Source organism: Rathayibacter sp. VKM Ac-2857, from assembly GCF_013205025.1.
Classification (GTDB): domain Bacteria; phylum Actinomycetota; class Actinomycetes; order Actinomycetales; family Microbacteriaceae; genus Rathayibacter.
The window spans coordinates 109,771-121,524 of sequence record NZ_JABMLE010000001.1; the positions used below are offsets into that span (position 1 = coordinate 109,771).

Genomic DNA, 11,754 nt, shown 5'->3' on the forward strand with positions numbered 1-11,754 from the left:
GAGCCCCCACCCAGGCATCATCACCACCGACGCGGTGCCGCCCATATCGAACCGGAGAACCATGACCGTCGCCGACCGCCTCCCCGCCAAGCCCGCCCTCGAGGGTCTCGAGAGCAAGTGGGGCCTCGTCTGGCAGACGGACGGCACCTACCGGTTCGATCGCACGGGGCTCTCCCGCGCGGACGTCTACTCGATCGACACCCCGCCGCCGACCGCCTCCGGCTCGCTGCACATCGGGCACGTCTTCTCCTACACGCACACCGACGTCGTCGCGCGCTTCCAGCGCATGCGCGGCAAGAGCGTCTTCTACCCGATGGGCTGGGACGACAACGGCCTGCCCACCGAGCGCCGCGTGCAGAACTACTACGGCGTCCGCTGCGACCCGACGCTGCCCTACACCCCCGACTTCGTGCCGCCGTTCGAGGGCGGCGACAACAAGAGCAGCAAGGCGGCGGACCAGAAGCCGATCTCGCGCCGCAACTTCATCGAGCTGTGCGAGCGCCTCACCGTCGAGGACGAGAAGCAGTTCGAGGACCTCTGGCGCACCCTCGGCCTCTCGGTCGACTGGACGCAGAGCTACCGCACCATCGGCGAGGAGTCGCAGGCCGCCTCCCAGCGCGCGTTCCTGCGCAACCTGGCCCGCGGCGAGGCCTACCAGGCGCAGGCGCCGACCCTCTGGGACATCACCTTCCGCACCGCGGTGGCCCAGGCGGAGCTCGAGGACAAGGACCAGCCCGGCGCGTACCACCGCATCGGCTTCCACCGCGACGGCGCGGAGGACGTCTTCATCGAGACGACCCGCCCCGAGCTGCTGCCCGCCTGCGTCGCCCTCGTCGCGCACCCGGACGACGAGCGCTACCAGGCGCTCTTCGGCACGACCGTGCGCACCCCGCTCTTCGACGTCGAGGTGCCGGTGCTCGCGCACCACCTCGCGCAGAAGGACAAGGGCTCGGGCATCGCGATGATCTGCACCTTCGGCGACCTGACCGACGTCGTCTGGTGGCGCGAGCTCGACCTGCCCAACCGCGCGGTCATCGGCTTCGACGGCCGGCTGATCTCCGAGGCGCCCGCCGCGATCGAGAGCGAGGCCGGCCGGGCCGCCTATGCGCAGCTCGCCGGCAAGACGGTCTTCTCCGCGAAGCAGACCGTGGTCGCGCTGCTCACCGAGTCGGGCGAGATGGTCGGCGAGCCCCGCCCGATCGTGCACCCGGTGAAGTTCTTCGAGAAGGGCGACAAGCCGCTCGAGATCGTCTCGACCCGCCAGTGGTACATCGTCAACGGCGCCCGCGACGCGGCGCTCAAGGAGCGCCTGCTCGAGCTCGGCCGCGACGTGCGGTTCGTGCCCGAGTTCATGCGCGTCCGCTACGAGAACTGGGTGAACGGCCTCGCCGGCGACTGGCTGATCTCGCGCCAGCGCTTCTTCGGCGTGCCGATCCCGGTCTGGTACCCGCTGGACGGCGACGGCAACCCGGTGTTCGACGCGCCGATCGTGCCGGAGGAGTCGGCGCTGCCCGTCGACCCGTCCTCGGACGCCGCTCCCGGCTACTCGGAGGACCAGCGCGGCGTCGCCGGCGGCTTCCAGGGCGAGCTCGACGTGATGGACACCTGGGCGACCTCCTCGCTCACCCCGCAGCTCGCCGGCGGCTGGGAGCGCGACGACGAGCTCTGGCAGCTCGTGGCGCCCTACGACCTGCGCCCCCAGGGTCAGGACATCATCCGCACCTGGCTCTTCTCGACCCTGCTCCGCTCGCAGCTCGAGGACGGCCGCGCGCCCTGGAGCACCGCGACGGTCTCCGGCTTCATCGTCGACCCGGATCGCAAGAAGATGTCGAAGTCGAAGGGCAACGTCGTCACGCCGGCCGGGATGCTCGAGCAGCACGGCTCGGACGCGGTCCGCTATTGGGCCGCCTCCTCGCGACTGGGAACCGACGCGGCGTTCGACCCGCAGAACCCGACGCAGATCAAGATCGGCCGGCGCCTGGCGATCAAGGTGCTGAACGCGGCGAAGTTCATCCACGGCTTCCCGCTGCCGGAGGGCGCGACGGTCAGCGACCCGCTCGACCTGAGCATGCTCGCCGCCCTCGACGGCGTGGTGGTGGACGCGACGACCGCGCTGGAGAACTACGACCACGCCCGCGCGCTCGAGACCACCGAGGCGTTCTTCTGGACTTTCTGCGACGACTACCTGGAGCTGGTGAAGGAGCGCGCCTACGGCGAGGACGGCGCCTCCGCGGCCGCCGCTCTGCACCGCGCGCTCGACGTGCTGCAGCGGCTGTTCGCACCGTTCATCCCGTTCGCGGTCGAGGAGACCTGGTCCTGGTCGCACGAGGGCTCGGTGCACGTGCAGCCGTGGCCGGAGCAGGCCGCTCTCGGCGGCGACCCGGCCGTGCTGACCGCGGCCAGCACCGTGCTCACCGCGATCCGCCGGGCGAAGACCGATGCGAAGGCGTCGCAGAAGACGCCGGCCCGCTCCGCCGTCGTCACCGCGCCGGCCGAGCTGGTGGCGTCGCTGCGGCTCGCCGCGGGTGACCTGGCGGCCGTCGGCCGGATCGCGGCGCTCGACTTCGCCGAGGGCGACGTGCTGTCCGTGCAGATCGAGCTCGAGACCGAGCCGACCGCCTGATCACCCGGGGAGCGGGCTCCGGTCCGCTCCCCCTCTTCTCGAGAGGAACACCCATGCAGCTCGGAACGCGCTGGCCGGTCGGCGGAAACACGCCGTCCACCCTGCCCGAGATCGTCGTCACCGCTGTCCGCGACGTGGAGGGCGAGCTCGCCTCCGCCGGCACGGACAGCTCCGCCTGGCGCTGGACGCTGACCTGGCTCGAGGGCAAGCCGGTGCTCGAGCTCGACGACGGCACCACCATCACCTACCGTCCGGACGAGGACGCCGCCTACATCACCCAGCCGCAGGGCCGCGTCGAGGGCGAGGACGAGGACTGGGGCTGAGCGGCTGACGGCGTGGATCTCGATACGCGCGCTGCGCGCGCTACTCGATCAGCATGATGGGCCGCTCCGCGTCGCACGGTGCTCGAGCACCTCTGCATGGGCGGTTGCATGCTGGTCGAGTAGCCCCGCAGGGGCGTATCGAGACCCACACACTTCAGCAGGGCGAGTCTGCAGGCTCCACTTCCGGCGACGGTGGATCTCGATACGCCCGCTCCGCGGTCTACTCGATCAGCATGCTTCGCCGTCTCCAGCAGGGCGGGACCACGGACCTCGCGCGCAGCGGCGGCGCCCCTAGGCTCGCTGGATGAGCACTTCCGCCGCCGTCGCCGTCCTGATCGAGCCGAGCGGGCTGCCGCACGGGCTGCCCGACTTCGCCGCCGTCGAGCCGGAGGCGTACCGCCCGGCCTTCGACGAGGCGCTGCGCCGCCACCGGGCCGAGATCGAGGCCATCGCCTCCTCCGCCGACGAGCCGACGGTGGAGAACACGCTGGTGGCGCTCGAGCGCTCCGGACGGGAGCTGCGCCGGGTCAGCGCGGTCTTCTTCACCGTGGGTGCGTCCGATCGCACGCCGCTGACCGACGCCGTCGAGGAGGAGCTCGCTCCGCTCCTCTCCGCGCACGACGACGCGATCACCCTCGACCCGCGCCTCTACGCGCGCATCCAATCCCTCGCCGATCGAACGCAGACACTCGACCTCGACGACGAGACCGCCTACCTCCTGGATCGCGTCCTCCTGCGCTTCGAGCGCGCCGGCGCCCTCCTCGACGACGCCGGCAAGTCCCGCCTCAGCGCACTGAACGAGCAGCTCTCCAGCCTCACGACGCGATTCGACAAGAACCTGCTCGCCGACACCAACGAGCGGGCCGTTCTGCTGGAGCGCGCCGAGCAGCTCGACGGGCTCGACGCGTCCGAGGTGTCCGCCGCCGCCCGCGCCGCCGCGGACCGCGGTGCCGACGGCTACCTCGTGACGCTCCCCCTCTACTCCGGGCACCCGTGGCTCGCGCGCCTGCGCGATCGCTCCGTCCGCGAGCGGATCGTGCGCGCCTCGCTCGGCCGCGCCTCCGAAGGCGGACCGCACGACAACCGCGACGTCCTGCTCGACATCGTCGTGCTGCGGGCCGAGCGCGCCGCGCTTCTCGGCCACTCCTCGCACGCCGCGTTCGTGATCTCCGGTCAGACCGCGGGCACGCCCGAGCGCGTCCGCGCCCTCCTCGAGGAGCTCGCGATCCCCGCCGCCCGCAACGCCCGCGCCGAGCTCGAGCAGATGCAGCAGCAGGCCGACGCCGAGCAGGACGCCGCCGGGCAGCCGCGCTTCGCCCTCGAGGCCTGGGACCGCGCCTACTACGAGGAGCGCGTCCGCACCGCCCGCTACGCCGTCGACTCCAGCGCGCTCCGCCCGTACTTCGAGCTCGAGCGCGTCCTGCGCGAGGGCGTCTTCGCCGCCGCCACCGGGCTCTACGGTGTCCGGTTCGCGGAGCGGCCCGACCTGGTCGGGCACAGCGCGCACGTCCGCGTCTTCGAGGTCGCGGAGGAGGACGGCACCCCGCTCGGTCTCTTCCTCTTCGATCCGTTCACGCGCGACTCCAAGCGCGGCGGCGCCTGGATGAACTCGCTCCGCATCCGCACGACGCTGCTCGGCGACTCCGCCGTCGTCGTCAACACGCTGAACATCTCCGCGCCCGGCGACGGCGAGCCGGCACTCCTCAGCCTCGACGAGGTCGAGACCCTCTTCCACGAGTTCGGGCACGCGCTGCACGGCCTCTTCGCGACCACTCGCTACCCGCGCTTCGGCGGGACGAGCGTCTTCCGCGACTTCGTCGAGTTCCCGAGCCAGGTCAACGAGATGTGGATCCGGCACCCGGAGCTGCTGCCCGTCTACGCCCGGCACGTCGAGACCGGCGAACCCCTGCCGGCCGCCGTCGTCGAGCAGCTGGAGGCCGCAGCGCTCTGGGGCGAGGGCTTCGCGACCACGGAGTACCTGGCCGCCGCGCTGCTCGATCTCGCCTGGCACGAGACGCCCGCCTCCGCTGAGCGCGCCGACGTCGCGGGGTTCGAGACGCGAGCGCTGGACGCCGCAGGGCTGCTGAACCCCGCGATCCCGCCGCGCTACCGCAGCACGTACTTCAAGCACGTCTTCTCGGGCGGCTACTCCGCCGGCTACTACTCCTACATCTGGAGCGAGATCCTCGACGCCGACACCGTCGAGTGGTTCGAGGAGAACGGCGGACTCGACCGCGCGGCCGGCGAGCGGTTCCGGCGGAGGATCCTCGAGATCGGCGGCTCGCGCGATCCGCTCGTCGCCTACCGGGAGTTCCGCGGGCGGGACGCGCGCACCGAGCCGCTGCTGCGGCGCCGCGGGCTCGCCTGATCCGGGGGGTCGTCCCGGGAGTCAGGCGTGGCGGGCGGACCGGCGCGGGTGCAGCCAGGCCAGCACGACCAGGCCCACCACGAGGCCCCAGAACGCGGAGCCGATGCCCGCGACCGCGATGCCGGACGCCGTCACGAGCAGGGTCGCCGCAGCGGGCAGGCGCAGTCGCGCGTCCTCGACCGCCGCCTGCACCGACGAGACGAACACGCCGAGCAGTGCCAGCCCGGCGACCGCCTCGATCAAGAGCGGGCTCGCCGACGAGACGAGGGCGGCGGCCGCTCCGGCGACCGCGCCGAGCACCAGGTAGGACGCGCCCGCGGAGACCGAGGCGATCCAGCGCCGCTCCGGCTGCGGCGACGCCTCCGGTCCCGCGGTGAGTGCCGCGCTGAGTGCCGCGTAGTTGACCGGGACTCCCCCGAACACCGCGGAGACGCCCGAGGCGAGACCGCTCGAGACGATCGCCGGCCGCGAGTGCGCCTCGAAGCCGAAGCTCGACAGCACCGCGATGCCGGGAATGTTCTGCCCCGCCATCGTCACGACGTAGAGCGGCAGGCCGATGCCGACCATCGCGCCGATCTCGAAGACCGGCACGACGAACTCGGGCACCGGGAGCAGAGGCGCACCCGCGAGGGCGGCGCCGTCGGTGACGAGCAGCAGCACGATCGCGAGGGCGATCGCCGCCGGCACGGCCCAGCGCGGCAGCAGGCGGAGCAGGATCAGCCAGAGCGCGATGACCGGCAGCGCGAGCAGCGGGATCTCGACCGCGGCCCGCACCGGCGCCAGCACGAGCGGGAAGAGGATGCCGGCGAGCATCGCGTTGGCGAGCGGGCGCGGGATGCGCGCCACGAGCCTCCCGAGCGCCGGCCAGAGACCGGTGACGACGATCAGGGCGGAGGCGATGAGGAAGGCGCCGACCGCGCGGTCGAAGCCGCCGGGCAGGGTCGCGGTGGCGGCGAGCAGCGCGGCGCCCGGGGTGCTCCAGGCGAAGGTCATCGGCACCCGGTAGCGCACGCTCAAGGCGATGCAGAGCACGCCCTGCAGCACGCAGACCGCGAGCAGTCCCGACGCGGCCTGAGTATCGGTGGCGCCGACGGCGACGACGCCCGCGAGGACGATCGCGAACGAGCTGGAGAAGCCGGTGAGTGCGGCGACGATCCCGGCGAGGAGCGGCTGGACGATGACGGTGCCTCCGGTCGCTGACCCGACCGGGCGGTGGGCCGGCGGACGCATCGGCGATGCGCTCCGCCAGAGTAGGGAACCGCCTCCGCGCCGGGGCGCCGAACGCCGGGCCAATCAGCGCGAACTGGTCACGCGACGGCCCGGCGGGGACGACTCAGGCGCTCTTCTCCTGGCGACGCGGGGCGTGCGGCACGATCGTCGGCGCGGCGTTGTCGAGCACTGCGGCGCGGGTGACGACCACGCGGGCGACCTCGTCGGAGGACGGGACCTCGAACATGATCGGGCCGAGCACCTCCTCGAGGATGGCGCGGAGGCCGCGGGCGCCGGTCTGGCGCAGCACGGCGAGATCGGCGATCGCCTCGAGGGCGCCGCGGTCGAACTCGAGCTCGACCCCGTCGATCTCGAACATGCGCTGGTACTGCTTGACCAGCGCGTTGCGCGGCTCGGTCAGGATCTGCATCAGCGCGACCTGGTCGAGCTGCGTGACGGTGGTGACGACCGGGAGGCGACCGATGAACTCGGGGATGAGCCCGAACTTGTGCAGGTCCTCCGGCAGGACCTCGCTGAAGATGTTGATCTCATCCTGCTTGTTGTGCAGCGGGGCGCCGAAGCCGATGCCGCGCTTGCCCGCACGCGAGGAGATGATGTCCTCCAGCCCGGCGAAGGCGCCGGCCACGATGAACAGGACGTTCGTCGTGTCGATCTGGATGAACTCCTGGTGCGGGTGCTTGCGCCCGCCCTGCGGCGGCACGGAGGCGACGGTGCCCTCGAGGATCTTGAGCAGCGCCTGCTGCACGCCCTCCCCCGAGACGTCGCGCGTGATCGACGGGTTCTCGGCCTTGCGGGCGATCTTGTCGACCTCGTCGATGTAGATGATGCCGGTCTCGGCCCGCTTGACGTCGTAGTCCGCGGCCTGGATCAGCTTCAGCAGGATGTTCTCGACGTCCTCGCCGACGTAGCCCGCCTCGGTCAGCGCGGTCGCATCGGCCACGGCGAAGGGCACGTTCAGCCGCTTGGCCAGGGTCTGCGCGAGATAGGTCTTGCCGCAGCCGGTGGGGCCGATCAGCAGGATGTTGCTCTTCGCGATCTCGATCTCGTCATGGATCGCGTCCGCGGCGGTGATGGTGTTGCGGACCCGCACGCGCTTGTAGTGGTTGTAGACCGCGACGGCGAGGGCGCGCTTGGCCTGCTCCTGGCCGATCACGTACTCCTCGAGGAAGCCGTAGATCTCCTTCGGCTTCGGAAGGTCGAACTCGTGGCTCGTCTCCTCGCTCGACTCGGAGAGGCGCTCCTCGATGATCTCGTTGCAGAGCTCGACGCACTCGTCGCAGATGTAGACGCCGGGACCGGCGATGAGCTGCTGGACCTGCTTCTGGCTCTTGCCGCAGAACGAGCACTTCAGCAAATCGGCGCTTTCGCCAATACGTGCCACGGGGATGCCCCACTTCCTTGTCGTGCGTCGGTGCTCTCGGGCGGCGGTGCCCTCGAGCGTCTCGCAGAGAGCGGTCATGCGGAACCGCCGAACTCTGGTCCGAGCCTAGCCGCTGAGCCGAGGCGGCTCGGCAGGCGGGCCGGATCGGCGGTCCTTTGCCCCGCTCGTGTCGGTTTGCTACATCTCGAGGGCACGGATCGGCCCCCGGGACGCGGAAGGGCCGGGCGGCGGATCGCTCCGCCTCCCGGCCCTTCGACGATCGGTCGGTCTCCCGAGGTCAGACCGTGAGGGCGGGAACGCCCTTGCGGCTGGTCAGGATCTGGTCGATCAGTCCGTACTCGAGCGCGTCGTCGGCGCCGAGGATCTTGTCGCGGTCGATGTCCTTCTTGACCTGCTCTGGGGAGCGGTTGGAGTGGAAGGACAGCGTCTTCTCGAGCCACTCGCGCATGCGCATGATCTCGGCGGCCTGGATCTCGATGTCCGAGGCCTGGCCACCGCCCTGCTGCACGGCCGGCTGGTGGATCAGGATGCGCGCGTTCGGCAGCGCCAGGCGCTTGCCGGGGGTGCCCGCCGCGGTGAGCACCGCTGCGGCCGACGCGGCCTGACCGAGGACGACGGTCTGGATGTGCGGGCGGATGTACTGCATCGTGTCGTAGATCGCCGTCATCGCGGTGAACGAGCCACCGGGCGAGTTGATGTACATCACGATGTCGCGGTCCGGGTCCTGGCTCTCGAGCACGAGGAGCTGGGCCATGATGTCGTCCGCGGACGCGTCGTCGACCTGCACGCCGAGGAAGATGATGCGGTCCTCGAAGAGCTTCGCGTAGGGGTCCTGGCGCTTGTAGCCGTAGGCCGTGCGCTCCTCGAACGTGGGGAGGATGTAGCGGGAGGAGGGCGCGGCTCCGGAGCCGAAGGCCGTCCCGCCGAAGGTGGGTGTGTTCATTGTCTCTTCCTGATCTCTCGGCGCGTCGGGGGGCTCAGCTGTCGGCGGCGGTTCCGCCACCGCCGGCGACGTCGGTCGCCGAGGAGCGGATGTGGTCGACGAAGCCGTAGGCCAGGGCCTCCTCGGCGCTGAACCAGCGGTCGCGGTCGCCGTCCTCGTTGACCTGCTCGACGGTCTTGCCGGTCGCCTGCGCGGTGATCTCGGCGAGGCGCTTCTTCATGTCGAGGATGAGCTGCGCCTGGGTCTGAATGTCGGACGCGGTGCCGCCGAACCCGCCGTGCGGCTGGTGCAGCAGGACGCGGGCGTTCGGCGTGATGTAGCGCTTGCCCTGGGTGCCCGCGGTGAGCAGGAGCTGACCCATGGACGCCGCCATGCCGATGCCGACCGTCACGATGTCGTTCGGGACGAACTGCATCGTGTCGTAGATCGCCATTCCCGCGGTGATCGAGCCGCCGGGCGAGTTGATGTACAGGAAGATGTCCTTCTCGGCGTCCTCGGCCGCGAGGAGCAGGAGCTTCGCTGCGATCTCGTTCGCGTTGTCGTCGCGCACCTCAGAACCGAGCCAGATGATCCGGTCCTTGAGAAGGCGGTCGAAAACACTGTTGGGCATCGCCATTTCGGCCATGTGTCGCTCCGTTTCAGTTGTCGCTTCGGAGGCGAATCTATCGGACGGCACCCGGCCGATCCGGCCGTGTTCGCCGGGGGCGGAGCCGGAGCGGCCGGTGTTCGCCCGGGGCGGACTGCGAGCGGGACTCGGGCACGGAGTCGGGCCGGGACGACGAGAGCCGCCCCCGGTGATCCGGGAGCGGCTCCTGTCGTTCTCGCGTCGAGGACTACTCGGCGGCCGGGGTCTCCTCGGCGGCCGGAGCCTTCTTCTTCGCGGGGGCGCGCTTCTTCTTGGGGGCCGGAGCGGCCTCCTCCTCGGCGGCGGGGGCCTCGGCGGCGGCGGGGGCCTCCTCGACGACGGCCTCCTCGACGACCTCGGCGGCGGGCGCGTCGACCTCGTCGGTCGCGGCGTCGTCGGTGGCGGTCTCGTCCGCGTCGTCGCCGGGAACGGCGGTGAACGCGGTCAGGTCGACGGCGTTGCCCTCGGTGTCGGTGACCTTCGCCTTGCCGAGGACGATCGCGAGCGCCTTGTTGCGGGCGACCTCGCCGACCATCTGGCCGATCTGGTTGTTCTCGGAGAGGATCTTGATGAACTCGTTCGGCTCCATGCCGTACTGCGCCGCACCCTGGATGAGGTACTGCGTGAGCTCGTCCTGGCTGACCTGGACCTTCTCCTGCTCGACGACGTGGTCGAGGAGGATCTGGGTCTTGAAGGTCTTCTCGCTGGCCTCGGTGACCTCGGCGCGGTGCTCGGCGTCCTCGAGGCGGTTCTCGCCCTCGAGGTGGCGGTGCACCTCGTCCTCGACGAGCGCGGCGGGGACGGGGACCTCGACGAGACCGAGGAGGGCCTCGACGAGCTTCTCGCGCGCCTGGCCGCCCTGACCGAAGGTCTTCTGCTGGGCGGCCTGCTCCTTGAGCGAGTCGCGCAGCTCGGCGATGGTGTCGAACTCGCTGGCGATCTGCGCGAAGTCGTCGTCGGCGTCGGGGAGCTCGCGCTCCTTGACGGCGGTGAGCGTCACGGCGATCTCGGCCTGCTGGCCGGCGTGGTCGCCGCCGAGCAGCGGCGCGGTGAACGTGGTGCTCTCCCCCGCGGTGAGCGAGTCGAGCGCCTCGTCGATGCCCTCGATCAGCTCGCCCGAGCCGAGCTCGTAGGAGATGGCGTTGGCCGTGTCGACCTCGACGCCGTCGATGGTCGCGATGAGGTCGATCTGCGCGAAGTCGCCGGTGGTGGCCGGGCGGTCGACGGTGACGAGCGTGCCGAAGCGGCTGCGGAGCTTGTCGAGCTCGGCGTCGACGTCGGCGTCGGTCACCTCGGCCGCATCGACCGTCAGCGCGAGACCGTCGTAGTCGGGAACGGTGATCTCGGGGCGGACGTCGACCTCGATGGCGAGCTCGAGGTCGCCGGTGAAGTCCTTGTCGCTCGGCCAGGCGACGATGTCGGCCTGCGGGCGGCCCAGGGGGCGCACCTCGGTCTCGCGGACGGCCTCGCGGTAGAAGCCGTCGAGCCCCTCGTTGACCGCGTGCTCGAGGACGGCGGCCTTGCCGACCCGCTGGTCGACGATCGCCGGCGGGACCTTGCCCTTGCGGAAGCCGGGGACGTTGATCTGCTCGGCGATGTGGCCGTAGGCGTGCGTGATGCTGGGGCCGAGCTCGTCCGGGGTGACCGAAATCGCGAGCTTGACGCGGGTCGGGCTCAGCTTTTCTACCGTGGTCTTCACGTGAGGGGATCTCCTGTGCTGGTTGGTGTCGGCGCCGTGTGACCGGTCGTCACGGGTCGATGTCGTCACGATGAGTACTCGTGGTCGGGGCGACAGGATTCGAACCTGCGACCTCCCGCTCCCAAAGCGGGCGCTCTAGCCAAGCTGAGCTACGCCCCGGTTGCGCGGGCCGGTGCACCGTGCCGATGAGGACTCTCGTCGAGCCCTTCCTGCACGGTCACTGGCGCGACACGCCGAAATGGCCTTCGCAAGTGTACTGCACCGCACTCCTGCGGCCGGAACAGGCGCGCGGGCCCGGCCGTGCGGGTCCGCGTCGCGGCCGCTTCCCGTCGTGTACTACAGTGTCCTGGTGCCCGGTCGAGACGACGGGCCGCGCTCGAGAGGGCGACCCGAGGCGCTGGTACCGCCGATTTCGGGGCTGTAGCTTAGTGGTAAAGCCTCTGTCTTCCAAACAGATGATGCGAGTTCGATTCTCGTCAGCCCCTCCATCTCTTCTTCTCCCCGCACTGGTCGAGTAGCCGCGGCGCGCCATCCCCATGCTGGTCGAGTAGCCGCGCAGCGG

The 11,754-nt window shown here is 70.8% G+C and carries 8 protein-coding genes and 2 tRNA genes; 4 read left to right on the forward strand and 6 right to left on the reverse strand.

Annotated elements, in window-relative coordinates; genetic code table 11:
• Positions 1–61 precede the first annotated feature (61 nt).
• The 3 genes from valS (at position 62) to HQQ86_RS00490 (ending at position 5,314) form a co-directional block, all read left to right on the forward strand.
• A complete protein-coding gene (gene valS / locus HQQ86_RS00480; RefSeq protein ID WP_173285570.1) occupies positions 62–2,623 on the forward strand; it encodes a valine--tRNA ligase in 2,562 nt (853 codons plus the stop codon).
• 53 nt (positions 2,624–2,676) lie between these two features.
• Positions 2,677–2,946, forward strand: a complete 270-nt coding sequence (locus HQQ86_RS00485) for a hypothetical protein (protein WP_173285572.1) — start codon at positions 2,677–2,679, stop codon at positions 2,944–2,946.
• 304 nt (positions 2,947–3,250) lie between these two features.
• Positions 3,251–5,314 (forward strand): M3 family metallopeptidase, encoded by a 2,064-nt coding sequence (locus HQQ86_RS00490; protein ID WP_173285574.1) that lies wholly within the window; start codon positions 3,251–3,253, stop codon positions 5,312–5,314.
• Between the two features lie 21 nt (positions 5,315–5,335).
• Here the strand turns inward: HQQ86_RS00490 and HQQ86_RS00495 are convergent, their stop codons facing one another.
• From HQQ86_RS00495 to HQQ86_RS00520, 6 genes are all read right to left on the reverse strand, one after another.
• On the reverse strand, positions 5,336–6,544 hold the full coding sequence (locus HQQ86_RS00495; protein ID WP_173285576.1) for a benzoate/H(+) symporter BenE family transporter: 1,209 nt from the start codon (positions 6,542–6,544) through the stop codon (positions 5,336–5,338).
• A gap of 103 nt (positions 6,545–6,647) precedes the next feature.
• Positions 6,648–7,925: an ATP-dependent Clp protease ATP-binding subunit ClpX gene (gene clpX, locus HQQ86_RS00500; protein ID WP_123445812.1), complete on the reverse strand. Its 1,278-nt coding sequence runs from the start codon at positions 7,923–7,925 to the stop codon at positions 6,648–6,650.
• Between the two features lie 277 nt (positions 7,926–8,202).
• On the reverse strand, positions 8,203–8,868 hold the full coding sequence (locus HQQ86_RS00505; RefSeq protein WP_123445811.1) for an ATP-dependent Clp protease proteolytic subunit: 666 nt from the start codon (positions 8,866–8,868) through the stop codon (positions 8,203–8,205).
• Positions 8,869–8,902: 34 nt separating this feature from the next.
• A complete protein-coding gene (locus HQQ86_RS00510; RefSeq protein WP_279630792.1) occupies positions 8,903–9,544 on the reverse strand; it encodes an ATP-dependent Clp protease proteolytic subunit in 642 nt (213 codons plus the stop codon).
• A gap of 157 nt (positions 9,545–9,701) precedes the next feature.
• Positions 9,702–11,192 (reverse strand): trigger factor, encoded by a 1,491-nt coding sequence (gene tig, locus HQQ86_RS00515; RefSeq protein ID WP_173285578.1) that lies wholly within the window; start codon positions 11,190–11,192, stop codon positions 9,702–9,704.
• Positions 11,193–11,273: 81 nt separating this feature from the next.
• A tRNA-Pro gene (locus HQQ86_RS00520) sits at positions 11,274–11,351 on the reverse strand.
• A 255-nt stretch (positions 11,352–11,606) separates the two neighbouring features.
• Between HQQ86_RS00520 and HQQ86_RS00525 the strand changes: the two genes are divergently transcribed.
• Positions 11,607–11,680, forward strand: a tRNA-Gly gene (locus tag HQQ86_RS00525).
• Positions 11,681–11,754 lie beyond the last annotated feature (74 nt).

Excerpts from the sequence above, each read along its gene's own strand:
- valS (WP_173285570.1), top strand. The coding sequence starts at position 62 with ATGACCGTCGCCGACCGCCTCCCCGCCAAGCCCGCCCTCGAGGGTCTC.
- HQQ86_RS00485 (WP_173285572.1), top strand. The coding sequence starts at position 2,677 with ATGCAGCTCGGAACGCGCTGGCCGGTCGGCGGAAACACGCCGTCCACC.
- HQQ86_RS00490 (WP_173285574.1), top strand. The coding sequence starts at position 3,251 with ATGAGCACTTCCGCCGCCGTCGCCGTCCTGATCGAGCCGAGCGGGCTG.
- HQQ86_RS00495 (WP_173285576.1), bottom strand. The coding sequence starts at position 6,544 with ATGCGTCCGCCGGCCCACCGCCCGGTCGGGTCAGCGACCGGAGGCACC.
- HQQ86_RS00505 (WP_123445811.1), bottom strand. The coding sequence starts at position 8,868 with ATGAACACACCCACCTTCGGCGGGACGGCCTTCGGCTCCGGAGCCGCG.